Source organism: Ensifer sp. Root558 (assembly GCF_001427045.1).
In the GTDB taxonomy this organism is placed as follows: domain Bacteria; phylum Pseudomonadota; class Alphaproteobacteria; order Rhizobiales; family Rhizobiaceae; genus Ensifer; species Ensifer adhaerens.
In genome coordinates, this window is record NZ_LMGC01000023.1 from 112,951 (window position 1) to 139,421 (window position 26,471).

A 26,471-nucleotide genomic window follows, 5' to 3' on the forward strand; every position below is an offset into this window, starting at 1 on the left:
ATAGCATTAATGGTTCATATTACCGGCTTTACCCTGTCGATAAAGCCCTTGAGCCATTACAATTGTGTCACAATTACATCTATCCCGACACAAATGCGCGTTATCAGGCCTGCTCGCCGCCCTCGATCTCTTCGCGCGAGGTCAGAACCTTGTCGACAAGGCCCCAGCTCAGAGCTTCGTCCGCATTCATGAAATGATCGCGATCGAGCGTCTGCTCAACCTCTTCATAGGTCCGTCCGCAGTGCTTGACGTAGACCTCGTTGAGGCGGCGCTTCATCTTCAGGATGTCCTTGGCGTGGCGCTCGATATCCGAGGCCTGGCCCTGGAAACCGCCCGAGGGCTGGTGAACCATGATGCGCGCGTTCGGCGTCGCGAAACGCATGTCCTTGTGGCCGGCGGCCAGGAGCAGCGAACCCATCGAGGCGGCCTGACCGACGCAGAGCGTCGAAACGGCCGGCTTGATGAACTGCATCGTGTCGTAGATCGCCATGCCCGACGTGACGACGCCGCCCGGCGAATTGATGTAGAGCGCGATTTCCTTCTTAGGGTTTTCTGCTTCAAGGAAAAGAAGCTGGGCGCAGACGAGCGTTGCCATCTGGTCTTCGACCGGGCCGGTCACGAAGATGATGCGCTCCTTCAGAAGGCGCGAAAAGATATCGTAGGAACGTTCACCGCGGTTGGTCTGTTCAACAACCATCGGCACCAGTGCCAGGGCGGTATCAACGGGATTTCTCATATCGAACCTTCATCAATCGGGTTCGCAAAACCTTTGCGAACCGGGAATCACGGGATTTACCTTCTGCTCCTACATAGAGTGTCAACACCCTTCACTTCAAGTCGCGAAGCTTCGATAAGCTTAATCGAAGGTCCGCTTTGCTTCGAAGTTCGGCCGTCCTCCACACATGGTTGGCGATAGAACATTTTTCCATCGATATCCTCGGTTGAGGCCATGGACGCAAACTCTGCACACAGGCTTCGGTGATATCGGTAAACGAAGGGGAAATCCGCGAACCTGGGCGCTGTTCACAGCTGCGACTCGATCGGCAACACACGGATTACCCCGGCGATCATGCGCCTTGCCAGGCTCGCGTCCGGCTCGTGGCGCACCAGCCGCTCGGAGCCATTGGCGCGATCACGCCAGACAAGACGCGATCCTTCGATGTCGACCCGGTAGCTGATCGACGGCGAAGTTTCCTCCTCGAACATGGAAGCCAGTTCGCCGGCGAGTGCCGCATCCTGAAAGACGACGCCCATTTCCGTGTTGAGTGAAGCGGAGCGCGGATCGAAGTTCATCGAGCCGACAAAACCGTTCAGGCCATCGACCACGAACGCCTTGCTGTGCAGGCTCGCGTTGCGGCGTCCGAACAATGTCATGCGGTGTCCCTCGGCGACATCGCCCTGCTCCTTCAACTCGAAGAGCGCGACGCCGGCCCGGATGAGCTTCCGGCGATATTTGACATAACCGCCGTGAACGGCGGCAACGTCGGTCGCTGCAAGCGAATTGGTCAGGACCGCCACGCGAGCGCCGCGCGAAACAATGGCGGCGAGTTCCCGCGTGCCGGCAACGCCGGGAATGAAATAGGGCGAGATTATCCGCAAGTCCCGCGTGGCTGCCTCGATCAGCGGAAAGAGTTCGCGCAACAGCCAGTTCTGGCGCCGCTGCATCAGCGCCTTTTCCGGCGGATCGGATGCCAGACGGATCTCGGAACTCCAGTGAAGCCGCCGTGTGCCTTGGTAGATCTCCGCCTCGTCAACCGCCTTGTCGACGCGCTCGAGATAGAACCGGCCTGCCGGCGTGCGCGCCAATCCTTCGACGGAATCGCGCAGTGCCGGCAGATACTGCTTGCGCGGCGTGCGCAGCGCCGCGATCGGGAGCACGGATGTGCTGTTCCAGTAGCGGTCGAACATGGCGGATGCCTGCTCCAGCACGGGTCCGACCATCCAGACATCGAGGTCACGGAAATTGGAGAGCTCGGCGGCATCGAAATAGGCGTCTCCGATGTTGCGGCCGCCGGCTATCGCAACGCGGCCGTCGGCTACCCAGAGCTTGTTGTGCATGCGGCGCGTGGCGCTGAAGGCGCGGATCGCCATTTCGAAGCCGCGGCGAAAGCGGTCGGTGCGCGCCCGGCTCGGATTGAAGAGCCGTACGTCGATATGGGGATGGGCGTCGAGCGCGATGCACATTCGGTCATGGATGCCCGCATTGATGTCGTCGAGCAGCAGCCGGACGCGCACGCCACGGTCCGCGGCGGCCAGGATCTCGCGGGCGAGAAGAAGACCGGTCAGGTCGCCCTTCCAGTAGTAGTACTGCAGGTCGAGGCTGCGTCCGGCGCGCCGTGCTGCGTGCGCTCGGACCACCAGGGCCTCAATATTATCGGAAACAAGCGCCACCCCATTGGCACCCGCCTGCCCCGCAACGAGCGGCGCCACATATCGGTCGAGCTCCGTGCCGGCATCGGCCAGCGGGAGTGCGCTTGACGGCGGCCCGTGCGGGCGGCGGCCGAACCGGCCGTAGACATAGAGAACCGTCGCCACAACCAGTCCGAGGATGGCGGCAACGGTGAACAGGATAGAGGATCCCATCGAAAACTCGCCCGTGCCTTTAGGCCGCCCCCGTACGCCCGGCTTCGACCCGTCGGCCGTCTCTTTGTTCCGGCTGCGCCGCCTTCAGGTCGATCGAGGCCTTTACCGGCAGATGATCCGAGGCAATCCGCGCCAACGGCGAATCGTGCACGGCGACCGACGTCACCAGGCTATGCGGGTTTCCGAGCACACGGTCGAGCGGCAACAGGGGAAAGCGTGAGGGAAAACTGGCGACCGTCGCGTGGGACGGATCGAATACCGGGCTGAGGAAGGACAGCGACGAACGCCGCCCCATCCGCCATTCATTAAGGTCGCCGATGAGCAGCGTCGGCCGCCCGTTCGCGTCGGACGCTGCCTCGAGGATCGCCTCGGCCTGCTGGGCACGCGAATGCCGCAGAAGTCCTAGATGGGCGGCGATGATGCGCAGCGGCCCCACTTTCAGATCGAGATCGACGACCAGCGCACCGCGCGGTTCCACGCCGGGCAGCTTGAGCTGCCGCACGTCGGAAACGGCGCCCTCACGCAGCAGCAGGACATTGCCGTGCCAGCCATGCCCCTTGGTCGAAAATCCGGAAATCGGCACCGAAACAAGGTGTGCCTCGCGGCGCAAATGCTCGAGATCGAGCAGACCGGCACGCTCACCGAACCGCTGGTCGGCCTCCTGAAGCGCGACGATATCTGCGCCCAACTCACCGATGACATTGGCGGTACGACCGGGGTCGAAGCGCCCGTCGGTGCCGACGCATTTGTGAATGTTGTAGGAGGCGATTACGATATCGCCACGGCTGACCGCGGCTTCGCGATGAACGACGGTGGGGCGTCTCTTGCGGATCGCAGCGACGATCCCCGCCGATAGACTGGACTGGTTTTTTCCCATGCCGCTCCCTGCTTGCTGGCCGCATCATGCGCAAATAGGTCGCCTGGTGCCACAGAAAAAGGGAGGAAAGCGGAAGTTTGTTCCCCGCGGATAGCACGCCTGGAGATACGGACGCCGGCAGCAAACGCGCGCTACCGGCGCCCCTTCCCGCGCTTTCGTTCAATCGGCCGGCCCTGCAAACAGGATCAGATTTCCGTCGGGATCGAGCACGATAAACGTCCGTGCGCCCCAGGGTTCCGTGCGCAACGTTTGGTGAAAAAAGACCCCGGCCGACTGGTAGCTCAGGAACAATTGCTTGATGTCATTGGCGGTATCGAGGGCGATGGAGGCGGAAAGCAGGTGCTCGCGCTGCCGGATGTCGCCGACGAAGACGGGTTCGCAGACGAGACGCAGAGCGAGCCGAGCATTGTCCCGGATCACCTGCCCGTAGAAGGGCGGATCGCCGTAGACGAAATCGACCGCAAAGCCGAGCTTCTCGGTGAAGAAGTCGCACGCGGCGCTGATATCGGCAACGAACAACTGCGCGGCTGTCGATTGCAGCACCGGCTGCGGTGTGGCGGGTTTGGATTGCATGGTCATTGTCAGGGCTCCTGATTTGAGCGCCTGCCAACTGTCGAACCCCGATTGACGCGCGATCAGTTCCTGCGCGTCGGCGAGCTTGAACTCCGACTTGAGAATAGTCTCGTCGTCAAGATCGCGGAAGCGCGGCAAGGCAGCCCTGATCTCGGCTGCGACCGGATAGTATTGGTCGCGATGCCATCTGAGGTATTGCTTCGCTTGCTTCTTCAGGTTTTCAAGGTTTGGCATGGGCGCAACTACGGTCTGTGTTCCGTAGGCGGGCGTTGCCCTTTCAGCCCTCTGCCGATGCGCCCTACGCAGCCAGCAGAGATTGGCCGCCATGGCACGTGCTGTCAACGCCCCGATGGCGGCGGGTGCCGATATCCGCCCTTGCCGGCCGAACCGCGGTTCCCTTAGACATAGGGACCATTGAAGTCCGCGAAGAGCCGCTGCCATGCCTGCCATTTCCATCGACCGCACGCTGAGGCGCGTTTCCATCGACGCGCGGGATCCAGCCTTCTACCGTGATCCGCTCGCAGCCTATGCCGAGATCCATGCGCAGTGCCCGGCCTTCTTCTGGGAGGAACGTCAGCAATGGTATTTCGCCGGCTACGACCTGGTGAACGCGCTTTTGCGCGACCGACGCTTCGGCCGGCAGATACTGCATGTGGCGACACGCGACGAACTCGGCCTGCCGCTGCCGAAGCCGCATCTGAAGGATTTCGACGCGCTCGAAGCGCATTCGCTGCTGGAACTCGAACCACCGGCGCACACGCGGCTGCGCACGCTCGTCAACCGGGCCTTCGTCTCGCGGCAGATCGAACAGCTGCGGCCGGACATCGAGCAACTGTCGCATGCCCTCATCGACAGCTTTGCCGATGACGGCGAGGTCGAACTGCTGAAAAGCTTTGCCGAAACGCTTCCCGTGACCATCATCGCCCGCATGCTCGGCATTCCCGTCGAAGCGGCGCCCGATCTGCTCGACTGGTCGCATCGCATGGTTCGGATGTATGTCTTCAACCCGAGCTACGAGACCGAACTCGACGCTAACCAAGCCTCCGCAGATTTTGCCGACTATCTGCGCGGCATCATCGCCGAGAAGTGCCGCACCCCCGCAGACGACCTGCTGACGCACATGATTACCTCGGAAAAGGATGGCGAGCGGCTGTCGGAGGCGGAGCTGGTCTCGACCACCGCCCTCCTCCTCAACGCAGGTCACGAGGCGACCGTGCACCAGATCGGCAACGCGGTGAAGACAATCCTGCAATCCGGGCTTCCGGCGAAAGACCTGTTTGCCACGGAGACGGCAACCGCGCTGACGGTGGAGGAGTGTCTGCGCTTTGCGGCACCGCTGCATATTTTCCAGCGTTATGCGCTCTCGGATATCGAACTCGATGAAGGCGTCACTCTGCGAAAGGGCGACAAGATCGGCCTGCTGCTCGGAGCGGCGAACGTGGACCCGAAGAAGTTCACCGGACCGAACGCGTTCCGGCCGACGCGCGACGAAGGCGCCAATGTCTCTTTCGGAGCGGGCCTGCATTTCTGTATCGGCGCGCCGCTTGCCCGGCTGGAGCTCAATCTGGCGCTGCCTATTCTGTTTCAGCGCCTGCCGAACATGCGGCTGAAGAACGAGCCCGAGGTCAAGGACGCGTTCCATTTTCACGGCCTGGAACGCCTCGACCTCGTCTGGTGACGAGCACCGAAGACTGATCTCCGGTGCCCCAGCGATCACAGACGGATGACATAGTCCTTGCGGGTCGTCTCCACGACCTCCCAGGTGCCCTCAAAGCCGGGACGCAGGATCATGCTGTCGCCGGCGCGCAGATGCGCCGCTTCGCCGCCATCCTGCGTGACGATCGAATAGCCTGAGAGGATGTGGAAGTATTCCCACTCCTCGTAGACGATCCGCCATTTGCCGGGCGTCGATTCCCAGACCCCGGCATAGAGACCACCTTCGGCCTCCTCAAGGTTCCAGGTCTTGAACTGCGGCGCACCTGAGATGAGCCGGTCGGCCGCAGGCGTACCGATTTCCGCCTCGGCGGTGGACAGGTCAAACTTCTGCATATTCGTCATCTTGGCACCCTTGCGAAGGGCGCGCTGGCGCGCCCTTCGCAGCTAGTGTTTCAAAGCTTTGCCAACGACTGTTCGAGATCGGCGATGATGTCCGAAACATCCTCAATGCCGACCGACAGGCGCACGACGTCAGGGCCGGCACCGGCCGCCACCTGCTGCTCGGGCGTGAGCTGGCGATGCGTGGTCGAGGCTGGGTGAATGACGAGCGAGCGCGTGTCGCCGATATTGGCGAGGTGAGAGAACATTTCCAGCCCCTCGACGAAACGCTTGCCCGCCTCGTAGCCACCCTTGAGCCCGAAGGTGAAGACGGCACCGGCGCCCTTCGGCGAATAGCGCTGCTGCAGGGCGTGGTTCGGGTCGTCCTCCAGCCCGGCATAGTTGACCCAGGAAATCTTGTCGTGCGTCTTCAGCCACTTGGCGACCGCAAGTGCGTTGTCGCAATGGCGCTGCATGCGCAGCGGCAGCGTTTCGGAGCCCGTTACCAGCATGAAGGCATTGAACGGCGAGATCGCCGGACCGAAGTCGCGCAGGCCGAGGACACGCGCGGCAATGGCGAAGGCGATGTTACCGAAGGTCTGATGCAGCACGACGCCGGCATACTCCGGACGCGGTTCGGACAGCATCGGATACTTGCCGGACTTCGACCAGTCGAAGGTGCCGCCATCGACGATGACGCCGCCCATGGAGTTGCCGTGGCCGCCGATGAACTTCGTCAGCGAATGCACGACGATATCGGCGCCATGCTCCAGCGGCCGCAACAGGTAAGGTGTGGCCATGGTGTTGTCGACGATCAGCGGCAGGTCGTGCTTGCGGGCAACCTCGGCGATGGCGGCAATATCGACGAAGGTGCCGCCGGGATTGGCGAGGCTCTCGATGAAGATCGCCTTGGTGCGCCGATCGATCTTCGCCTCAATGGAAGCCGGATCGGCAGGGTCGGCCCAGCGGACCTGCCAGTCGAAGGACTTGAAGGCGTGGCCGAACTGGTTGACCGAGCCGCCATAAAGCCGGTTGGCGGCAATGAAATTGTCGCCCGGGCTCATGATCGTGTGGAAGACGAGGAGCTGTGCGGCGTGGCCGGAGGCGACGGCGAGCGCCGCCGTGCCGCCTTCGAGCGCGGCAATACGCTCTTCGAGCACTGCCTGCGTCGGGTTCATGATGCGGGTATAGATGTTGCCGAACTGCTGGAGACCGAAGAGTGCCGCCGCATGGTCGGTGTCGTTGAAGACGAAGCTCGTCGTCTGGTAGATCGGCGTCGCCCGTGCACCCGTGGTTGGGTCAGGTTGCGCCCCCGCATGGATTGCGAGCGTGTTGAAACCAGGATTGTCTTTCGTCATTTCGTCCCTCCCGTGACCAGAGCGCGGCCGCCAACCGGCGCGCCGGAGATGCTCTATCACCTTGAATCTACGCGTGAACCGCTATCGAACCTGCGCAGTTGCACGCGCAAGCCGCGGCACTATTCCAGAGCCTTCGCATGCGGTCAAAGAGGATTTTTCAAGAACTGACGGTTGTATGGTCCGCCGGCGATGTGCCGCCCGAGATCAGCCGATCAGGCGTGGGTACTCGATCGCCGGACAGCGGTCCATGACCACCTTGATGCCGGCGGCTTCCGCTTTCGCCGCAGCGCCGTCATGGCGCACGGAGAGCTGGCCCCAGATCGCCTTCGGCAGCGTCTCCAACGCGAGAATCTCGTCGACGAGCGCCGGCAGGGCGTCGGCAGCGCGGAAGACGTCGACCATATCGATCGGCTCCTTGATATCGGCGAGCCGGCCGACCACGGCCTGGCCTTGGATGCTCTTGCCGACATGCCCGGGATTGATCGGGATTACCCGGTAGCCCTTGCGCAGCAGAAACGCCATGACCCGATGGCTCGGACGCTCAGGATTCGGCGAAGCGCCGACAAGGGCGATCGTCTTGGTCTCGCGCAGGATGTCTGCGAGATAATAGTCCGGGTAAGCGTCGTGGTTCATCTGCAGCTTCGGATCCGTTCGTGTTAAACGGTCGTATAATGATGGCGAGGCCGGCCAAGTCAACCGTGCGGCCCGCTCGTCCCCCGCCAAAGATTGCCGCTTCCGCAAGACTTTCCGGTTGCTTTTGCGCCCGTGCGGCGCGACAAGCGTCTCAACGCCCGCTACACCGTTTCCGAGGTTTCAATCTTGCCGCTTGATGTCATTGCGCTCGTCCTGTTCGGGGCGTTGTTGCACGCGACCTGGAATGCGTTGGTCAAGGCGGGAACGGAAAAGTCGCTCGACGCTGCGATGATCGCGCTCGGGGCCGCAGCCGTCGCCATCCCCTTCCTGCCATTCATGCCATTGCCCAAACCGGAAGCGTGGCCATACATCCTGGTTTCGGCACTGTTCCAGTTCGCCTATTTCCAGCTCGTCGCCGCATCCTATCGCGCCGGCGACATCGGCCTTGTCTATCCGCTGATGCGCGGAGCGGCGCCGTTGATCGTCGCGATGACCAGTGGGGCGTTGATCGGCGAAAAGCTCACCTTCGGAACGATGATCGGTATCCTAACGATCTCTGCCGGGGTGCTGACGCTCGCCTTCGAGTCGCGCAAGGGCGGCAAGAACGCGATCGTGCTTGCGCTGCTCAATGCCTGCGTCATCGCAAGTTACACCTTTGTCGACGGCATCGGCGCGCGCGTCTCGGGCAATGCGATCTCCTACACGCTGTGGATGGCGCTGCTGCCGCCGGTTCTGCTTTTCACCTGGGCCTTTGCCCGGCGCGGCATCAAGCCGGTCGCCCGCCACGTCTACAAGAACTGGTGGCGGGGCCTCATCGGCGGCGCCGGCTCGATCGGCGCCTATGGCTTGGCGCTCTGGGCGATGACCAAGGCGCCGGTTGCAACCGTCGCGGCACTCCGCGAGACCTCGATCCTCTTTGCCGTGGTGATCTCGGTCGTGTTCCTCAAGGAACCGGTCAGCGTCTGGCGCATCGCAGCGGCCTGCGTCATCGCGCTCGGCGCCCTGCTCCTGAAGCTCGCCTGAGCGTCAGTCTTCCTTCCATTCCGGCATGCGCTTGCCGAGGAATGCGCCGATACCGTCCTCGGCATCGCGCGCGAGCATGTTCTCGACCATGACGCCGACGGCATAGTCGTAGGCCTCTGGCAGGTCCATCTCCGCCTGGCGATAGAAGGCCTCCTTGCCGATCTTCAGCGCCTGCGGCGACTTCGAGGCAATGACTGCTGCGTATTTGTCGACCACCTGGCGCAGGTACTGCTGCGGTACGATGCGGTTGACGAGACCGAAATCCTTGGCGGTCGAAGCGTCGATGGTCTCGCCGGTGAGCAGCATTTCCATCGCCTGCTTGCGATGTGCCGCACGCGTGAGCGCGACCATCGGCGTCGAGCAGAAGAGGCCGATATTGACACCGGGCGTGCAGAAGGTGGAGCTGTCAGTGCAGATCGCGAGGTCACAGCTTGCGACGAGCTGGCAGCCAGCTGCCGTAGCCAAACCATCGATCTCGGCGATGACGGCCTGCGGCAGCCGGGTGATTTTCAGCATGAGATCGCCGCAGAGGCGGATCGTCCGTTCGAAGAAGGCCCTGCCCCGGTCGTCGTCTTCGCGGTGCGCAGTCATTTCTTTCAGATCGTGACCGGCGGAAAACAGCTTGCCCGTGGCGGCGAGCACGACGACCCTGATGTCCTTGGCGGTGGCGACCGCATCGAACTCGGCGTGCAGCGCCTCCATCATGGCGATCGACAGCACGTTGGCCGGCGGGTTGTTGAGCGTCAGCCGCAAGACGGGCCCTGACTGTTCACGCAGCAGCAGGCCGTTCGGCTCTTCCTTCTTGAACGACACGACGTCGGCCATCTTCTTCTCCTGAAACTTGAATTTGGTTGGTGGTACGCCGGCCACGCGTGCCGTGCAAGCCGACAGCACACCCCGGTGACGCATTCCGCCTACGACCATTTTCCGCCTTGCGTCCGGCCACCAGCCGGTTTCAGGTGACGGACAGACATGTTGAAGGATAGAATGCATGACCATCGAGCCGATCATGACCGTCGACGACCTCAACCGATTTCTCGACACGGATTTCCCGCAGGTCCATACCGACGGCAAGGTCTTCCATGTCACGGCTGTTGGACCCGGCTTTGCCACCATGCGGCTCGATCCGAACGAACGGCATATCCGGCCAGGCGGCACGGTTTCCGGCCCTACGCTTTTCGCGCTCGCGGACGTCTCGGCCTATGTCGCATTGATCGCCCATATCGGACCGGTTGCGCTTGCCGTCACCACCAATCTCAACATCAACTTCCTGCGCAAGCCCGAGCCGGAACCGCTCGAATGCACCTGCCGCATCCTCAAACTCGGCAAGCGGCTCGCCGTTCTCGACGCGTCGATCGTCAAGGTTGGCGACGACGACCTCGTTGCGCATGCCACAGCGACCTATTCGATTCCGCCGCGATAATTTGTGGTATCAAAATACCATACATATAACATATTGTTTTTGCTTATCTTTATTTCCATGTCGCAGATTTCGCGTTCTTGACGCTTGTTTCGCACTTGCGTATAAGCTGCCGCAGATCGCGGTCCTCTGAGGGCCGCTTTCTCTTTTGCCCGGGAAACTGGACAAAACCAAGCAACAAGAAACGCCCAGCGGTTCGCCGCTCGGGTCCAAAGAAAGATTTTGATATGGCAACCTTCATTCAGAAGCCTGCAGAGGTGGAGAAGAAGTGGATCATCATCGACGCCGAAGGCCTCGTTGTTGGTCGCCTCGCTTCCCTCATCGCAAACCGCCTGCGCGGCAAGCACAAAGCTACCTTCACCCCGCATGTTGACGACGGCGACAACGTCATCGTCATCAACGCCGAGAAGGCAGTTCTGACGGGCAAGAAGTACACCGACAAGAAGTACTACTGGCACACCGGCTACCCCGGCGGCATCAAGGAGCGCACCGCGCGCCAGATCATCGAAGGCCGCTTTCCGGAGCGCGTCATCGAGAAGGCCGTCGAGCGCATGGTTCCGCGCGGTCCGCTTGGCCGTCGCCAGATGAAGAACCTGCGCGTATACGCAGGCGCCAACCACCCGCATGAAGCACAGCAGCCGGCCGTCCTCGACGTCGCCAAGCTGAACAGCAAGAACACAAGGAGCGCCTGATAATGGCTGACCTTTCCGCTCTCAAGGAAATCGCCACGACCGCGGAACCGGCTGCTCCGGTTCACGTCAAGAAGGTCGACGCCCAGGGTCGCTCCTACGCGACCGGCAAGCGTAAGGACGCTGTCGCCCGCGTATGGGTCAAGCCGGGCACCGGCAAGATCACCATCAACGGCAAGCCCTACGCGGCTTACTTCGCCCGTCCGGTTCTGCAGATGATCCTGCAGCAGCCGATCGTCGCTGCTGCCCGTGACGGCCAATTCGACATCGACGCGACCGTTGCTGGCGGTGGTCTTTCCGGCCAGGCCGGTGCCGTTCGTCACGGCATCTCCAAGGCACTCACCTACTTCGAACCGGGCCTGCGCTCGGTCCTGAAGCGCGGTGGCTTCCTCACCCGCGACAGCCGCGTGGTCGAGCGTAAGAAGTACGGCCGTGCGAAGGCACGTCGTTCGTTCCAGTTCTCGAAGCGTTAATCGCTTCAACTGCGACACTTGGAAAGGCGGGGCTTTGCTCCGCCTTTTTTTGTTATCATCCGCCGCAACGTCGACCCCTCGAGGCACAGCATGACAAGCTCCCCCGTCGCCAAGACCCCAGCGCCGCCCTATTACATCGTCACGTTCGCCTCGCGGCGCACGGCAGGCGACCACGGCTACGACAACATGGGAGACGAAATGGAGCGACTTGCGCGCGAGCAGCCGGGTTTTCTCGGTCTCGAAAGCGTGCGCGGCGCCGACGGCTTCGGCCTAACCAATTCCTACTGGGCGGATGAGGAGAGCATCGCGGCCTGGAAAAACAATGTCCGCCACCTGACGGCCCAGCGCCTCGGCCGCGAGCGCTGGTACGAGGATTATCAGGTTCGTGTGGGCAAGATCGAGCGCCAATACGGTTTCGAACGCCCCTAGTTCTGCGGCTGCGCACGGTCGCCGCCACAAGCGGGCTAAATCGGCAACTCCGTCGTCGACTTGAGTTCGCGCAGGACGAAGCTCGACACCACGGTGCGCACATGGGGATTGCGCATCAGATAGCGCGTCATGAAGGTATCGTAGCTTTCGACGTCATTGGCGCGGATCTTCAGCATGTAGTCGAATGTGCCGGATAGAGCGTAGCACTCCATGATCTCCGGCCGGTCGCGCACGACGGCGGAAAAGGCGGCAATCGCCTCGTCGTGATGATCTTCGAGCGTCACATGGGCGATGATACAGAGTTTCAAGTCGAGCTTTGCCGGATCGAGCAGCGCCACGCGCTTGCGAATGACGCCATCCCTCTCCAGTTCCTGCAGCCGCCGCCAGGCCGAGCTTTGCGACATGCCGGCTTTCTCCGCGAGATCGGAGAGCGACTGGCCGCTATCGGCCTGAATGAGCCGCAGCAGCTTTCGCACAGGCTGAAGACTTTCTTTCACATCGGACGGCATTTCGAATTTTCCTCCCGCGATCAGGCGTCAACGTGGCAACTGTGGAACAAATACTCGCTCCATCCGCGATACAATTGCAACAGGAGAGTTCATCTGACGAATGAGGAGACGTCATGACGAAGGAAAGCAGCTACACGGCCAAACTGCCGGAACCGGACGGCACCTATCACTATACCCCGGAAGAAGATGCGATCTGGGGCGAGCTGTACCAGCGGCAGATGAAACTTCTGGCCGACAAGGCGTGCGACGAATACCTCGAGGGCGCCAAGACGCTCGATCTCGGCCCTGACCACGTGCCGCAGTTGAAGGACGTGAACCGCCGCCTTGCCGAAACCACCGGCTTCGGTGTCGAAGGTGTTCCCGCCCTCATTCCGCCGTCCCGCTTCTACGAACTGCTGTCCCAAGGCAAGTTTCCGCTGGCGACCTTCATTCGCCGCCGCGAGCATATCGATTACATCGAAGAACCCGACATCTTCCACGAGGTCTTCGGTCACTGCCCGCTACTGACCAACCAGAGCTACGCCAACTTCGTCCGTCGCTTCGGCGAAAAGGCGGTTTCGCTAGGCAAGGGCTATTCCTGGCACATGTTCCGGATCTTCTGGTTCACCGTCGAGTTCGGGCTGATCAACACGTCGAAGGGCCGCCGCTGCTATGGCGCCGGCATCGTGTCTTCGCCTAACGAGACACGGAATGCGATGGGAACTCCAGGCGTCGAGTTCCGCCCGTTCGACCTGATGACTGTGCTGCGTACACCCTATCGCATCGATATCGTCCAGCCGATCTATTACGTGATCGACAGTTTCGCCCAGCTGGAAACGATCATCGAAGAGGATATCGCCGCGCGCATCACCGAAGCCAAGGCGCTTGGCGACTTCGCCCCGACCTACGAAGCCAAGGCCTCGTAATCGCCGAAGAAACGGCCGGCAGGGCCTTGCCTTGCCGGCAACGATTGTCCAACCTTCCGCCACCACAGGTTTGAGCGGGATGCGCGCAGAGGATGCGCGCTTTCCGGCTCCGAGGCAGAGGCGGGATATGGCGAACAGGACGATCGATCATGCGCTGACGGCGCGCTCACTCACATCGGCGGCGTCCGATCCGACCCATGCCGGGATTCTCTCCTTCATGCGCCGCAAATATTCGAAGCAGTTGAAGGGTGTCGATGCCGTCGTCTGGGGCATTCCCTTCGACGCCGCCACTTCGAACCGCCCCGGCGCGCGCTTCGGGCCGCAGGCGATCCGCCGCGCCTCGGCAATCTTCGACAACGATCCGCAGTACCCGTTCGACCGCGATCTCTTCGCGGAGATGGCGACGGTCGACTATGGCGACTGCCTGCTCGACTACGGCAATCATTCGAAGACGCCGGCAACGATCGAACGCGAAGCGACTAAGATCATCAGGAGCGGCGCCTATCTGCAGACGCTCGGCGGCGACCACTTCGTCACCTACCCGATCCTGAAGGCGCAGGCGGCTCTGCACGGCCCCCTCGCCCTCGTCCAGTTCGACGCCCACCAGGATACCTGGCCGGATGAACGCGGTCGCATCGACCACGGCTCCTTTGTCGGCCGTGCGGCGCGCGAGGGCCTGATCGATACAGATGCCTCGATCCAGATCGGCATCCGCACGCACGCGCCCGAGGATTGCGGCATCCGCATTCTCTATGGCTACGACGTCGAAGAGATGAGCGCTGCCGAGATCGCCGAGACGATCATAAGGCAGGTTGGCGAACGCAAGGCCTATCTGACCTTTGATATTGACTGCCTCGACCCGGCCTATGCGCCCGGCACCGGCACCCCGGTCGCCGGCGGCCCGTCGAGCGCCAAGATCCTTTCGGTGCTGCGCAAGCTCGGGGCGCTGACGGTGGTCGGCAGCGACGTCGTCGAAGTGGCGCCAGCCTACGACCATGCCGACGTCACCGCAATCGCCGGTGCGACGGTCGCGATGTATATGTTGGGCCTGCATGCGGAGAAGCTTGCCGAGCGTGCGCCGCTTCGCTGAGCGCTGCCGTTGCGATGAATGGCCGCTGCTTATATAGGAACAGGTGGGTTTGGCGGCGTTCCGCCGGCCCGTTGAGAAATTGATTCAATTCTATGCCAGAATGATTCCGGAACGGCTTCTAACTGTCTGGCAGAACGGGAAAATCATGAAACCGAAGATCTTCATCGATGGCGAACACGGCACCACGGGCCTGCAGATCCGCACGCGCATGGCCGGCCGTAGCGATCTCGAACTGCTTTCCATTCCGGAAGCGGAACGACGCAATGCCGCGATGCGAGAAGATCTTCTGAACGAAGCAGACATCGCCATCCTCTGCCTGCCGGACGACGCCTCGCGCGAGGCGGTTTCGATGGTCTCGGGCAACAACAAGGTCCGCATCATCGACACCTCGACCGCGCATCGCATTGCGCCCGACTGGGCCTATGGCTTTGCCGAAATGGACAAGGCGCAGCCGGAGAAGATCCGCAGCGCCCGTTGCGTCGCCAATCCCGGTTGCTATCCGACCGGCGCGATCGGCGTGATCCGGCCGCTGCGCCAGGCCGGCATCCTGCCGGACGGCTATCCGGTGACGGTCAACGCGGTCTCCGGCTACACGGGCGGCGGCAAGCAGATGATCGCGCAGATGGAAGACGCGACCAATGCGGATCACATCAGCGCACCGCACTTCCTCTACGGCCTGACGCTCAAGCACAAGCATGTGCCCGAGATGAAGATGCACGGGCTGCTCGACCGCGCACCGGTCTTTGCGCCCTCGGTCGGCAAGTTCGCACAGGGCATGATCGTCCAGGTGCCGCTCTATCTCGAAGACCTCGCCACCGGCACGACGCTGGAGACGATCCATGCTGCAATCGTCGCGCATTATGCCGGCCAGTCGATCGTCGAGGTCGTGCCGCTCCAGGAGAGTGAAAAGCTCGGCCGCATCGACGCCACCGAGCTTGCCGGCAAGGACACGATGAAGCTTTTCGTCTTCGGCACCCCTGGCGGCAACCATGTGAACCTCGTCGCCCTGCTCGACAATCTCGGCAAGGGCGCTTCGGGCGCGGCGGTCCAGAACATGGACCTGATGCTGTCGGCCTGATCGGCACTGAGCTCAAAACAAAAGACCCCGGCGAGCCGCTCGCCGGGGTCTTTCTTTTTCCGGAGCTCGTCCGGCGTCAGTCGCGCAGTTCGATCGCCGTCGGCCGCGGGTACTCGCCGTAGAAACCGCGCCAGTGGGCGATGGCAAAGCCAAGCACCACAAGCGCGCCACCCTGGTGCGCCACGCCCCAGCCGACCGGCACCTGCAGCACCAGCGTGGTAATCCCGATCACCGCCTGCACCGAGACGAGCAGGAACAGGAGCACGGCGCGGCGCGCATGGGTGGTTTCGGGTGCGGCCCGCAGCGAGGCAATCATGTGCATCAGTGCGAAGGCAAAGAGCACATAGGCGCCAATGCGGTGGACGAACTGGACCGTCTTCGGGTTCTCGAACAGGTTGATCCACCAGGGCTGCTGCAGGAACAGGTCCTGCGGGATGATCGCGCCATCCATCAGCGGCCAGGTGTTGTAGCTGAAGCCGGCATCGAGACCGGCGACGAGCGCGCCGAGATAGATCTGGAACAGACTGAAGATGGCGATGATCGCCGCCATCTTGCGCGAACGGTCGGTGGGCGCCGTGTCATTCGAATGCGCGCTCAGCCCGCGGAAGATCCACATACAGGCGGCAAAGATCAGACAGGCGATGACGAGATGCGTCGCAAGCCGGTACTGGCTGACCTCGGTGCGCTCCACGAGGCCCGATGAAACCATCCACCACCCGATGAACCCCTGGAAACCGCCAAGCGCAAGGATACCGAGCAGCGGCATGCGCAGCTTGCGCTCGACCTTTCCGGTGAACCAGAAATAGGCAAGCGGCAACGCGAAGATCAGGCCGATGGTGCGGGCAAGCAGACGGTGCGCCCATTCCCACCAGAAAATCGTCTTGAACTCGTCGACCGTCATGCTGCTGTTCATCTGCTGATACTGCGGAATGCGCTGGTAGAGCTGGAATTCCTCTTCCCACTCGGCGACCGTCAGCGGCGGGATCACGCCATGGATCGGCTTCCACTCGGTGATGGAGAGGCCCGATTCGGTAAGCCGCGTCGCGCCGCCGACGAGCACCAGGGCAAAGAGGGTGAACAGCACGACTGCCAGCCAGCCGCGGATCTGCCGGCGGTTGCGGTCGGTCCTGCCGATCTCGTTTCGAAGCATTTGTTCAGTCGCCATTTCGACGCCGGCCATCATGTTCCCTCTGGTGTCGTAGGGTTGTCGGCGGTGCAACCGGACGGATCAACGGTCGCACCTCAGGAAAGCCGTTGATTTGCACCAGAGCGGCATGCAAAACAAGGCCGAAACCTTTGCGGCATGCGGTCGCGGCCGCTCCGCGCGCATTTGCCCATGTGAAAGATATGAAATGCCCGTACGCCTCAGAAAGCTGATCGGCACGATCCTGATCATCATCCTCGTCGTCGTCTATGCGCTGGCCGCCGTCACCTTCGCCTCGCTGCTGCTCGGCGCTGCCCCCTGGTACGTGCATCTGGCCTACTTCTTCTTCACCGGCCTGCTCTGGATATTGCCGGCCATGCTGATCATCAAATGGATGGAAAAGCCCGCCAAGGATCGTTGATCCTCAATCCGGTAGCCATTCGGGGGGACGCCCATGCGACTTGCAGTTATCGCTGACATCCACGGCAACGATCTTGCGCTCGAAGCGGTACTCGCCGACATCGATGCGCAAGGGATCACCGATATCGTCAATCTTGGCGACCATCTGAGCGGCCCCCTCAATGCCGCACGCACGGCCGACATCCTCATCAAACGGGCGATCCTTTCGATCCGCGGCAATCACGATCGCTATCTCCTGACGATCGATCCGCATGAAATGGGGCTGTCCGATCGCGCAGCCTATGATCAATTGCAGCCGCAGCACCGCGAATGGCTGGCCACCCTACCCGTCGCGCACGTCCACAAGGAAACGTTCTTTCTGTGCCATGCGACGCCGACGGATGACGAGACCTACTGGCTGGAGGCCTTGACGGCCGTCGGCACCGTCCACATGGCGCAGCATTCGGCCATAGAAGCGAAAGCAGCCGGCGTCGACTATCCGGTTATCCTGTGCGGCCACACCCATATCCAGCGCGCCGTGCGGCTTTCCGACGGCCGCCTCGTCGTCAATCCCGGCAGCGTCGGCTGCCCCGGGTATGACGACGACCAACCGGTGCCGCACAAGGTCGAAGCGGGCTCCCCGGACGCCCGCTACGCGATCATCGAGAAATCGGCCTCGGGGTGGCACGTCACCTTCCGCAATGTCCCCTATGACTGGATGGCAATGTCCCAGCTTGCGGCCAGCCGCAACCGCATGGAATGGGCAAAGGCGTTGGCCACCGGCTTTCTCGATTGAAATTTGCGCGCGCTTCACATTCCTCGCTTCACGCTTTGCTAACCGCGTTCGCCGGTTATTCCCAATCGGCTTCATAAGTATTCCCGAATTAAAGCGATCGTAGCGGGCTTGAGGTTCAATCTCTCCGCAACAAGGACCGGACGGCACCTGCGATGACGAACTCGGAACTCACCATGGACGGCTCCGGCGACCGCCGCGCGCACGCGTCCTTGCGTGCAGATCCGACCGATGCCGCCGGCCGCTTCGAAATCTCGCTTCACCGCAATATGGAGGCGCTCGAAACCGAGTGGCGCGTGCTCGACGGTCTTCCTGAGAACTCGCTGCATCATGCCTATCAATGGTGCAGCGCCTGGGCTGCGACCCATGTCAGCGACCTGGCCCTTCTGCGCGTTACCTTCGATGGCGAACTCCTGCTCGTCCTGCCGCTGGAAGTGGCGCGCGGACGCTTGTTTCGAACGGCAAAGCTGATCGGAACCGAGCATAGCAACCTCAACACCGGGCTCTTTGCCCCCAACGCCGCGGCGATCATCAGCACGCCCGCGCTTGCCGACGCGCTTGCCCGCGCCATCTGTGGCGCGCTGCGCGGCCTTGCCGACATCGTCATGCTCGATCGTCTACCGAGCGACTGGCGCGGTGCCCCCAGCCCCTTCTCCCTGCTTTCGAACGTTGCCAATCCCAACCCGTCGTTTCAGCTTCCCCTTCTCGGCGGCATTCAGCCGACACTGGCCCAGCTCAACGCCAAGCGGCGGCGCAAGAAGATGCGCATTTCCGAGCGACGGCTGGCTGAAATGGGCGGCTACGACTATGTGGTCGCGCGTACGGGTGACGAGGCCCACGCGCTGCTTGATACCTTCTTTCGGCAGAAGGCGACGCGTTTTGCTGCGCTCGGCCTTCCCGATGTCTTCCAGGACAAGGAAACGCAGGCGTTTTTCCATGCGCTCGCCGCCCGTATGGGCGACGACGTTCAACTCATGGAACTCAATGCCATCCGCCTGCGGGGCGAAAACGACGGCCGCATCGTCGCCGTCGCCGGACTTTCCCGCAAGGCAGATCACGTGATCTGCCAGTTCGGGTCGATCGACGAAGCTTTGGCCGGCGATGCCAGCCCGGGTGAATTGCTGTTTTACCGCATGATCGAGCGCCTATCGGGGGAAGGCGTGCGCCTGTTCGATTTCGGCGTCGGCGACCAGCCCTACAAACGCTCCTGGTGCACGATCGAGACACCGCTGCGCGACATCGTGTTGCCGGTGACGTTCGCCGGCCGGCTCGCAGGCCTGCGGCATCACCTCGTCGTGAGGGCAAAAAGGGCGATCAAGGCGAACCGGGCCGTTTATGCCCGCATCCAGCGCACGCGACGGCACAGGCAAGACAAGACCTTCGACAGCAGCGCCGACTGATAACCGAGATAAGAGGACGGGGCCCCGGCGCGTTGTCGCCGGTGGCCGGCGACACCATTATGCCGCGTCGCGGTCCGGGTATTCGGGGTCCGATTGTACCTGGCCGGTCATCAGCACGATGTCGCGATAGCCCGCTGCGCCGAATCCGGTCAGCACCTCGACGATCCGCTCATCGCTCACCGACGGCGCCGACAGGATGATTTCCGCGCCATCGCGGCCAGCGATCTTCTCAACAGCCATTTCATCGGCAGGGCCGCATTCGAGCAGGACGAGATCATAGGCGTTGGTCAAGGCGTCGATGATCATCTTCAGCCGGTCGATGCCGCGCATCGCCTGACGCGGATCGGCATCGCCCTGAGGAATGATGTGCGCGTCGGAAAAACGGTCGGCGTGGATCGTGTCCGTGAAGGGCACCTCCCCCGCCAGCAGGTTGGTGATACCAGGAAGCTGTTGCGAGCGCGCCATCAGGCGTGTCGGGCAGGCAGAACCCGTCAGGTCGATCAATACGACCTTCAGCTCCTCTTCGGCCAGCAACCGGGCGAGCATCACGGTGGCGGTAGAACCCTCGTCTCCGCCGGGCGAAACCGAAATCGCAACGCGCACGTTGGTGGCGCGCAGATGCTCGGCGACGGCCTCGATCGAGAAATCCGCCTCGGCTGCCTCTTCCTCCATGTCCGGTGCAAGCGACACGTCCATAGCAGGCAGCAAGTCGACGGCGTCATCTGCGGCGGGCGCAATTGCAGGCGAAGCCTGAGCCATCTCGACCGGCGGCAAATCGGCGACGCTTGCGGCCAGCGCCGGACGCGGGTGGACCGGTGCCCGTTCGCCCGTAGCCGCGACCGGCCGCAAGGCTCGTCCGCTGAAAAGCTCGCCGAGCATGATGCCAATGCAGGTCAGGAGGAACGTGGCAAGCGCTGCGACGACCGTGATCGGCAGCACTTTCGGGAAACTCGCGCCGGTCGGAACCACGGCACTCGAAATGACCCGTGCATCGGCCGGCGTCGCATTCTCCACCGTGCGCGATGTCGCTTCGCGGTAGCGCGCGAGATAGGTCTCCAGCAATTGCCGCTGCGCCGTTGCCTCGCGCTCGAGCGCGCGCAGCCCCACCTCTTCTTCGCCCGCCCGAGCCGACTGCGCCTTCAGCGCATTCAGCTGCTGGGTCAACTGCTGTTCGCGCAGTTCACCGACCTTCGCCTCGTTTTCAAGGCTCGTCAGGATCTTGCGGGTCTCGGAGCTGATCTGGCCGCGGATGCCTTCGAGCTGCGACTTCAGCGCCTTCAGGCGCGGATGACCGTCGAGCAGGGTCGTCGAAAGATCGGCGACCTGCGCCTGGAGATTGGCCTCGGTTTCCTTCAGCCGCTGGATCATCTGTGAACCGACGACGTCGGCGATGGTGTCCGGCGCGCGGCCGCTCGCAAGCGCCGAACGCACGCCGGCGGCACGCGCCTCCGCATTGGCACGCTCGCCGCGCACCCGGGTCAGCTCCGTCGAGATGTCCGTGAGCTGCCGCGTCGCGAAGTTGGTGGTTTCGCCGGTTGGCAGCAGGTCCGACGAGGCGCGATAGGCCGCCACCTTCGCCTCGGCGTCGCGCACCTTCTCGCGCAGATTGGCGATCTCCGGTTCGAGCCAGCGTGTCGCCTCGGAATTGGTGTCGAGTTTCGCACCGCTCTGGAGCGCCAGGAAGACCTTCGCCATCTCATTGGGCACGGCAGCCGCAAGCTGGCGGTCCTTCGAGGTGAAGCCAATCGCAATCACCCGCGACTTCTCCACCTGGTAGACCTGGAGCTTGTCGGAGAATTCCTTGAGCACCCTCTCCTCGGGCGGCATCTCCAGCGGGTTCTTCTTCAGCCCGAGCATGACGAGAAGATCCGAAAGCGCCGAGGGTGCCGACGACGGGTCGAATTCCTTGAGCTCATAGAGCTTCATGTTGCGGGCGACCTGCTTGATGAGATCGGCCGACTTGAGCACCTGTACCTGGCTGAGGATGCCGGATTCATCGAAGACGCGGTCGGCGCCCGCCTGGGAAGCCTGGTTGGGGCCGCTGAACTCCGGCTCGCGCGATTCGATGAGTACACGGGTTTCGCTCTGGTAATCCGGCGCGATCATCTTTGCTGCGCCGAAGGCAAGCGCCGCCACAGCGACGGTGGCGAGCAAAACCTTGACGCGCCGATCCCAGACGGCGCGAAACAGGCCGCCGAGGTCGATATCCACATCCTGTTGTGCGCTGCCGCTTCCCGACATGCTAGTCGCTCCGAACCTTCAAATCTCGCCGGACCGTAAAGGAACATGGTAACGCAAGGGTTAATGCGATCAACCTGCGGATGATAAAGACGGGGCGGTATCGCCAGGTCTCCGCGAAAATTCTACCGCGAGTTTACCTGCTATTAACCCTAACGGACCGATAACGTCACAAAAGCTGGTCGTTTCCGGAGCCTATGAACCGCATGTCCACCGCAGCTATCAAGACGGGTCTCGCGATCACGGCGGCAGCGCTGTCGATGTTGCTCGGCGGCTGCACGAGCTACCAGCCCGCACCCAAGGCCTTCAGTGAAGCCACGATCCAGCCCTATCGGCTCGACAGCGGCGACCGCCTGCGCATCAACGTCTTCGAACAGGCCGGTCTCAGCGGCACTTACACGGTCGATCAGGCCGGCTACGTCGCCTTCCCCCTGATCGGCACCGTCGCCTCGCGCGGCAGGACGCTACCCGAACTGGAGGGCATGATCGCCGCCAAGCTGAAGCAGGGCTATCTGCGCGATCCAGACGTCACGATCGAGGTCGATCGCTACCGTTCCGTCTTCATCATGGGCGAAGTCGGCCAGGCTGGCCAATACGCCTATGTGCCCGGCATGACCGTGCAGAACGCGATCGCTGTCGCCGGAGGCTTCTCTCCGCGCGCCAATCAGTCGAACGCCGACATCACGCGCAAGATCAATGGCCGCATCATCACCGGCCGGGTTCCGATCACCGACGCGGTTCTTGCCGGCGACACGATCTATGTTCGCGAACGCCTGTTCTGATCTCGATGCAACAAGAGCGGCCTTTGCGCATCATCCACTGCTTCAGGTCGCCTGTCGGCGGGATATTCCGCCACGTGCGCGACCTGGCCGAGGCGCATGCCAAGGCGGGCCATGAGGTCGGGATCCTCTGCGACAGCACGACAGGTGGCAGGCACGAGGATCGGTTGTTCGACGAAATCCGCCCCTATCTGGCGCTCGGCCTGATACGGATGCCGATCCATCGCTCGGTCGGGCCGTCGGATTTTGCCGCGTTGTGGCGCGGCTATAAGGAAATCAGAAGTTTGCGACCGGATGTGTTGCATGGGCACGGCGCCAAAGGCGGCGTCATTGCCCGGCTCATCGGTTCAGCCTTGCGGGTCAACAGGTATCGCGTAGCCCGCCTCTATTCGCCGCATGGCGGCAGCCTGCACTACCGTCCAGGCTCTATGACAGGCCGGCTGGTCTTCCCGGCGGAACGGATCCAGCAGCGGATTACCGACGCCCTCGTCTTCGTCTGCGATTTCGAGCGGCAGACCTATTTCGCAAAGGTCGGCGCGCCGCGTGAGCGCAACGAACTGATCTACAACGGCATCGACGACCGGGAGTTCGAGACCGTCCCGCCTGGGCCGGATGCGGTCGACTTTCTCTATATCGGCATGATGCGGGACCTGAAGGGTCCCGATCTGTTTGTGGAAGCTTTCGCCCAGACCGAAAGGCTTGTCGGCAGGCCGCTGTCGGCGCTTATGATCGGTGACGGCCCGCAGCAGCAGGAATACAGCGATCTGGTGCTGCAGCAGGGCCTCGCCCGCCGCATCCGCATGCAGCCGGCGATGAAGACGCGCGAGGCCTTCGCGCTGACGCGCAACATCGTCGTTCCCTCGCGCGCCGAGTCCATGCCCTATATCGTGCTCGAGGCGCTTGCCGCGCGGAAGCCGGTCATCGCCAGCCGTGTCGGCGGCATCCCGGAAATTCTCGGACGCGACAGCACCGCACTTGCCGAACCCGCCAATGCCCGGTCGCTCGCCGACATCATGGCCCGCGCAATCACCGAGAAGGACTGGGCGGCACGTGTGATGCCCGATCCGAGCACGTTCAAGTCGCAATTTGCAGCTTCGGTAATGTCGGCGGATATGCTAAGCCTCTATCGGGAATTGTGCCGTTACCAGCCGCCCGCCGATAGCGTGTTGCCCACAACGTAAGCGTTTCTTAGTGGCTTTCTGCTATCCCGGCTGAGGGACTTCAGCGCCGGAAGACAGCCATGAACAAGTTTGACCGCCCGGGTTCGTTCGATCCCGAAGCGCTTCGCAAGAAGATTTCGGAAATCCGCGCCCGCGCGCCCGGCGAAATGCCGGGCGAAACAACGACCACGGATCTCAATCCGCTGGCGCGGCAGATCGCCGAGCAGTTCAGCGCCGATACCTATTCGCCTGCGATGATCATGGGGCTGATGCGCCTGTTCGAATTCAGCGCGCTCTTTACGATCGGCTATGCCATCAACGCGCTCTATGTCCAGCCGGGCTTCGAACAACTGCCGCTGTACCTGGCAATTCTCGTCGGTGGTTCCGCATTGGCGGTCGCCGCCATGCAGATCGCCGACACCTATCAGATCCCGGCGCTGCGCGCCTGGCTGCGGGTGATGCCGCGCATCCTCGCCTCCTGGGCCATCGCGTTTGGCGGCATCGCCATCGCGCTGTTCTTTCTGAAATCCGGCCACCAGTATTCGCGCGTCTGGTTCGGCGGCTGGTTCATCGGCGGCGCAATCTTTCTGATCGCCGAGCGCGCCTTCATCGCCTATTCCATCCGCCATTGGGCCCGAAACGGCACGATGGAACGCCGCGCGGTCGTCGTCGGCGGCGGCCAGCCGGCCAAGGACCTGATCCGCACGCTCGAGGACCAGCCCGACAACGACATCCGCATCTGCGGTATTTTCGACGACCGCGACGAGCGCCGCTCGCCCAATGTGATCGCTGGCTACCCGAAGCTCGGGACGGTCGACGAACTGGTGGAATTCGCCCGCCTGGCGCGCATCGACATGCTGATCATCTCGCTGCCGCTGACGGCGGAGAAGCGCATTCTCCAGCTTCTGAAGAAGCTCTGGATCCTGCCGGTCGACATCCGGCTCGCCGCCCACGCCAACAACCTGCGGTTCCGCCCGCGCAGCTACTCCCATGTCGGCGATGTCCCCATGCTCGACATCTTCGACAAGCCGATCGCCGATTGGGACTCGGTCGCCAAGCGCGGCTTCGACATCTTCTTCAGCCTGGTCGCCCTCGTACTTCTGTGGCCGATCATGCTCGGCGCGGCGATCGCCGTCAAAGCGACGTCCCCGGGCCCGATCATCTTCAAGCAGAAGCGGCACGGCTTCAACAACGAGACCATCGAGGTCTACAAGTTCCGCTCGATGTATACGCATATGAGCGACCCGACGGCCCGCAACGCCGTGACCAAGCGCGACCCGCGCGTCACCCCCGTCGGCCGTTTCATCCGCAAGTCCTCGATCGACGAACTGCCGCAGATCTTCAACGTGCTGAAGGGCGAGCTGTCGCTCGTTGGGCCGCGGCCGCACGCCGTGCTCGCCCAGACCCAGAACCGGACCTACTCCGACGTCGTCGAAGGCTATTTCGCCCGCCACCGCGTCAAGCCCGGCGTCACCGGCTGGGCGCAGATCAACGGCTGGCGCGGCGAGATCGACAATGACGACAAGATCCGCCTGCGCACCGCCTTCGACCTGCACTACATCGAAAACTGGTCGTTGCTCTTCGATCTCAAGATCCTGTTCCTGACGCCGTTCCGGCTTCTCAATACCGAGAACGCCTATTGAGCACCGTCGATTCAGGTCGGCTCCCGATCGTTCGCCCCCAGCTCGCGGCGCTCTCGCTGCTTGGCTCCGGGCTCGTCGCCTTTGCCGTGTTTCTCTCCGGTTTCGTCATTTTCGAGCCGGCGCCCTATGAGCTGTTCCTGGTCGCACTCATCGGCCTTTGGGCGCTCGTGGGCCTCAAGATCTCGCGCAGCGTCGCCCCGCTGCTGACGCTTCTGACCCTGTTCATGGTCGGCGGCATCCTGTCCCTGACGGTCATGACCGACCTGACGAAGGGGCCGATGTACATGGCGGTCTCCGGCTTCCTCGCGCTCTCCTCGGTCTTCTTCGCAGCCATCATCGAGGACCGCCACGAACGCCTGCGGCTGATCTTCAATGCCTGGACGGCGGCGGCCATCATCACCGCCCTGCTCGGCATCCTCGGCTATTTCGGCGCCGTGCCGGGCGCGGAAAGCTTCACGCTCTATGGCCGCGCCAAGGGCGCGTTCCAGGATCCGAACGTCTTTGGCCCGTTCCTCTCGGTGCCGGCCATGTACCTCATCCACGGCATCCTCACGCAGCCCATCCAGAAAGCCCCCCCGAAGATCGCCGCGCTGATGGTGCTGGCGCTTGGCGTCTTTCTTTCGTTCTCCCGCGCAGCCTGGGCCCTCAACCTCTTCTGTGTCGTCGCCTTCGTCTTCGTCATGCTGCTCAAGGAGCGAAACGGCCTCTTCCGCCTGCGGATTCTGGTGTTGGCTCTCGTCGGCGGGATCATGATCGTCGGCGCCCTCCTCGTCGCGCTGCAGTCCGAGCAGGTCGCAACACTCTTTTCCAGCCGCTCGCAGCTGGTGCAGGATTATGACGGCGGCCACCTCGGCCGCTTCGATCGCCATCGCCTCGGCTTCCTGATGTCGATGGAAAAGCCGCTCGGCATCGGCCCGATGGTCTTCAGCACGATCTTCCCGGAGGATGAGCACAACGTCTGGCTGAAGTCGCTGACGTCCTACGGCTGGCTCGGCTTTGTCAGTTACGTGACGCTGATCGTCTGGACGCTCTCGCTCGGCTTTCGCTTTCTGCTGCTCAACCGCCCTTGGCAGACCTATCTGATGATCGCCTGGGTCGCCGTTCTCGGCCATGTCGGGGTCGGCAATGTCATCGACACGGACCATTGGCGCCACTTCTATCTGCTCATCGGAATCATCTGGGGATGCGCCGCCCTTGAATATCGCCATCGCCGGCAGGCGCGCGCCGGCCGGAGCTCCTGA

At 62.6% G+C, this 26,471-nt stretch carries 27 protein-coding genes; 16 read left to right on the top strand and 11 right to left on the bottom strand.

Annotated features, from left to right (window positions below):
- Positions 1-103 precede the first annotated feature (103 nt).
- The 4 genes from ASD63_RS20365 to ASD63_RS20380 form a co-directional block, all read right to left on the bottom strand.
- Positions 104-736, bottom strand: coding sequence for an ATP-dependent Clp protease proteolytic subunit (locus ASD63_RS20365; RefSeq protein WP_034803630.1), 633 nt, complete (start codon positions 734-736; stop codon positions 104-106).
- A 287-nt stretch (positions 737-1,023) separates the two neighbouring features.
- Positions 1,024-2,583 (bottom strand): phospholipase D family protein, encoded by a 1,560-nt coding sequence (locus ASD63_RS20370; RefSeq protein WP_034803632.1) that lies wholly within the window; start codon positions 2,581-2,583, stop codon positions 1,024-1,026.
- Between the two features lie 19 nt (positions 2,584-2,602).
- Entirely contained in the window at positions 2,603-3,460 is an 858-nt protein-coding gene (locus ASD63_RS20375) for an endonuclease/exonuclease/phosphatase family protein (RefSeq protein WP_034803635.1), read from the bottom strand.
- A 159-nt stretch (positions 3,461-3,619) separates the two neighbouring features.
- Positions 3,620-4,267, bottom strand: coding sequence for a VOC family protein (locus ASD63_RS20380; protein ID WP_034803637.1), 648 nt, complete (start codon positions 4,265-4,267; stop codon positions 3,620-3,622).
- 205 nt (positions 4,268-4,472) lie between these two features.
- Here ASD63_RS20380 and ASD63_RS20385 point away from each other — a divergent pair, with 205 nt between their 5' ends.
- Positions 4,473-5,711: a cytochrome P450 gene (locus ASD63_RS20385; RefSeq protein ID WP_034803650.1), complete on the top strand. Its 1,239-nt coding sequence runs from the start codon at positions 4,473-4,475 to the stop codon at positions 5,709-5,711.
- 35 nt (positions 5,712-5,746) lie between these two features.
- Here the strand turns inward: ASD63_RS20385 and ASD63_RS20390 are convergent, their stop codons facing one another.
- From ASD63_RS20390 to ASD63_RS20400, 3 genes are all read right to left on the bottom strand, one after another.
- Complete coding sequence (locus ASD63_RS20390; protein ID WP_034803653.1) at positions 5,747-6,091, bottom strand: cupin domain-containing protein; 345 nt, start codon at positions 6,089-6,091, stop codon at positions 5,747-5,749.
- A gap of 50 nt (positions 6,092-6,141) precedes the next feature.
- Positions 6,142-7,425 (bottom strand): O-acetylhomoserine aminocarboxypropyltransferase, encoded by a 1,284-nt coding sequence (locus tag ASD63_RS20395; RefSeq protein ID WP_034803656.1) that lies wholly within the window; start codon positions 7,423-7,425, stop codon positions 6,142-6,144.
- 204 nt (positions 7,426-7,629) lie between these two features.
- Entirely contained in the window at positions 7,630-8,058 is a 429-nt protein-coding gene (locus ASD63_RS20400) for a CoA-binding protein (RefSeq protein WP_034803659.1), read from the bottom strand.
- Between the two features lie 186 nt (positions 8,059-8,244).
- Between ASD63_RS20400 and ASD63_RS20405 the strand changes: the two genes are divergently transcribed.
- Positions 8,245-9,081 (top strand): DMT family transporter, encoded by an 837-nt coding sequence (locus tag ASD63_RS20405; RefSeq protein ID WP_034804240.1) that lies wholly within the window; start codon positions 8,245-8,247, stop codon positions 9,079-9,081.
- 3 nt (positions 9,082-9,084) lie between these two features.
- Here the strand turns inward: ASD63_RS20405 and ASD63_RS20410 are convergent, their stop codons facing one another.
- Positions 9,085-9,906 carry an enoyl-CoA hydratase gene (locus ASD63_RS20410; RefSeq protein ID WP_034803661.1) on the bottom strand — a complete coding sequence of 274 codons (822 nt, stop codon included), beginning with the start codon at positions 9,904-9,906 and terminating at the stop codon, positions 9,085-9,087.
- A 166-nt stretch (positions 9,907-10,072) separates the two neighbouring features.
- Between ASD63_RS20410 and ASD63_RS20415 the strand changes: the two genes are divergently transcribed.
- The 4 genes from ASD63_RS20415 to ASD63_RS20430 all read left to right on the top strand — a co-directional run bounded on the left by ASD63_RS20415 (position 10,073) and on the right by ASD63_RS20430 (position 12,092).
- Positions 10,073-10,504, top strand: a complete 432-nt coding sequence (locus ASD63_RS20415) for a PaaI family thioesterase (protein WP_034803663.1) — start codon at positions 10,073-10,075, stop codon at positions 10,502-10,504.
- Positions 10,505-10,728: 224 nt separating this feature from the next.
- Positions 10,729-11,193: a 50S ribosomal protein L13 gene (rplM, locus tag ASD63_RS20420; RefSeq protein WP_034803665.1), complete on the top strand. Its 465-nt coding sequence runs from the start codon at positions 10,729-10,731 to the stop codon at positions 11,191-11,193.
- A 2-nt stretch (positions 11,194-11,195) separates the two neighbouring features.
- On the top strand, positions 11,196-11,663 hold the full coding sequence (gene rpsI, locus ASD63_RS20425; RefSeq protein ID WP_034803667.1) for a 30S ribosomal protein S9: 468 nt from the start codon (positions 11,196-11,198) through the stop codon (positions 11,661-11,663).
- Positions 11,664-11,753: 90 nt separating this feature from the next.
- Positions 11,754-12,092 carry an antibiotic biosynthesis monooxygenase gene (locus ASD63_RS20430; RefSeq protein WP_034803669.1) on the top strand — a complete coding sequence of 113 codons (339 nt, stop codon included), beginning with the start codon at positions 11,754-11,756 and terminating at the stop codon, positions 12,090-12,092.
- A gap of 35 nt (positions 12,093-12,127) precedes the next feature.
- Here the strand turns inward: ASD63_RS20430 and ASD63_RS20435 are convergent, their stop codons facing one another.
- Positions 12,128-12,601, bottom strand: coding sequence for an Lrp/AsnC family transcriptional regulator (locus ASD63_RS20435; RefSeq protein WP_060529812.1), 474 nt, complete (start codon positions 12,599-12,601; stop codon positions 12,128-12,130).
- A 113-nt stretch (positions 12,602-12,714) separates the two neighbouring features.
- On the opposite strand from ASD63_RS20435, the gene ASD63_RS20440 reads away from it, so the two are divergent.
- The 3 genes from ASD63_RS20440 (at position 12,715) to argC (ending at position 15,674) form a co-directional block, all read left to right on the top strand.
- Positions 12,715-13,506: a phenylalanine 4-monooxygenase gene (locus ASD63_RS20440; RefSeq protein WP_034803671.1), complete on the top strand. Its 792-nt coding sequence runs from the start codon at positions 12,715-12,717 to the stop codon at positions 13,504-13,506.
- Positions 13,507-13,633: 127 nt separating this feature from the next.
- Complete coding sequence (gene speB / locus ASD63_RS20445) at positions 13,634-14,596, top strand: agmatinase (RefSeq protein ID WP_034803674.1); 963 nt, start codon at positions 13,634-13,636, stop codon at positions 14,594-14,596.
- A gap of 145 nt (positions 14,597-14,741) precedes the next feature.
- A complete protein-coding gene (gene argC, locus ASD63_RS20450; protein ID WP_060529813.1) occupies positions 14,742-15,674 on the top strand; it encodes an N-acetyl-gamma-glutamyl-phosphate reductase in 933 nt (310 codons plus the stop codon).
- 76 nt (positions 15,675-15,750) lie between these two features.
- On the opposite strand, the gene ASD63_RS20455 is transcribed toward argC, so the two are convergent.
- Entirely contained in the window at positions 15,751-16,854 is a 1,104-nt protein-coding gene (locus ASD63_RS20455; protein ID WP_034803680.1) for a COX15/CtaA family protein, read from the bottom strand.
- Between the two features lie 172 nt (positions 16,855-17,026).
- On the opposite strand from ASD63_RS20455, the gene ASD63_RS20460 reads away from it, so the two are divergent.
- The 3 genes from ASD63_RS20460 (at position 17,027) to ASD63_RS20470 (ending at position 19,410) form a co-directional block, all read left to right on the top strand.
- The gene (locus ASD63_RS20460; protein WP_034804246.1) at positions 17,027-17,239 is read left to right on the top strand and encodes a DUF2842 domain-containing protein; all 213 of its coding nucleotides are present in this window, start codon (positions 17,027-17,029) and stop codon (positions 17,237-17,239) included.
- Positions 17,240-17,272: 33 nt separating this feature from the next.
- Positions 17,273-18,013: a metallophosphoesterase family protein gene (locus ASD63_RS20465; protein ID WP_034803683.1), complete on the top strand. Its 741-nt coding sequence runs from the start codon at positions 17,273-17,275 to the stop codon at positions 18,011-18,013.
- Positions 18,014-18,186: 173 nt separating this feature from the next.
- The gene (locus tag ASD63_RS20470; RefSeq protein ID WP_234798752.1) at positions 18,187-19,410 is read left to right on the top strand and encodes a GNAT family N-acetyltransferase; all 1,224 of its coding nucleotides are present in this window, start codon (positions 18,187-18,189) and stop codon (positions 19,408-19,410) included.
- Positions 19,411-19,467: 57 nt separating this feature from the next.
- On the opposite strand, the gene ASD63_RS20475 is transcribed toward ASD63_RS20470, so the two are convergent.
- Positions 19,468-21,651, bottom strand: a complete 2,184-nt coding sequence (locus ASD63_RS20475) for an exopolysaccharide transport family protein (protein ID WP_034803689.1) — start codon at positions 21,649-21,651, stop codon at positions 19,468-19,470.
- Between the two features lie 203 nt (positions 21,652-21,854).
- Between ASD63_RS20475 and ASD63_RS20480 the strand changes: the two genes are divergently transcribed.
- The 4 genes from ASD63_RS20480 to ASD63_RS20495 are packed head-to-tail and all read left to right on the top strand — an operon-like array spanning position 21,855 to position 26,471.
- Positions 21,855-22,430: a polysaccharide biosynthesis/export family protein gene (locus ASD63_RS20480; RefSeq protein WP_034804249.1), complete on the top strand. Its 576-nt coding sequence runs from the start codon at positions 21,855-21,857 to the stop codon at positions 22,428-22,430.
- 5 nt (positions 22,431-22,435) lie between these two features.
- Complete coding sequence (locus ASD63_RS20485) at positions 22,436-23,608, top strand: glycosyltransferase family 4 protein (RefSeq protein WP_034803691.1); 1,173 nt, start codon at positions 22,436-22,438, stop codon at positions 23,606-23,608.
- Positions 23,609-23,667: 59 nt separating this feature from the next.
- Positions 23,668-25,230, top strand: a complete 1,563-nt coding sequence (locus ASD63_RS20490; RefSeq protein WP_034803694.1) for an undecaprenyl-phosphate glucose phosphotransferase — start codon at positions 23,668-23,670, stop codon at positions 25,228-25,230.
- Complete coding sequence (locus tag ASD63_RS20495) at positions 25,227-26,471, top strand: O-antigen ligase family protein (RefSeq protein WP_034803711.1); 1,245 nt, start codon at positions 25,227-25,229, stop codon at positions 26,469-26,471. Before ASD63_RS20490 ends, ASD63_RS20495 begins: the two co-directional genes overlap by 4 nt.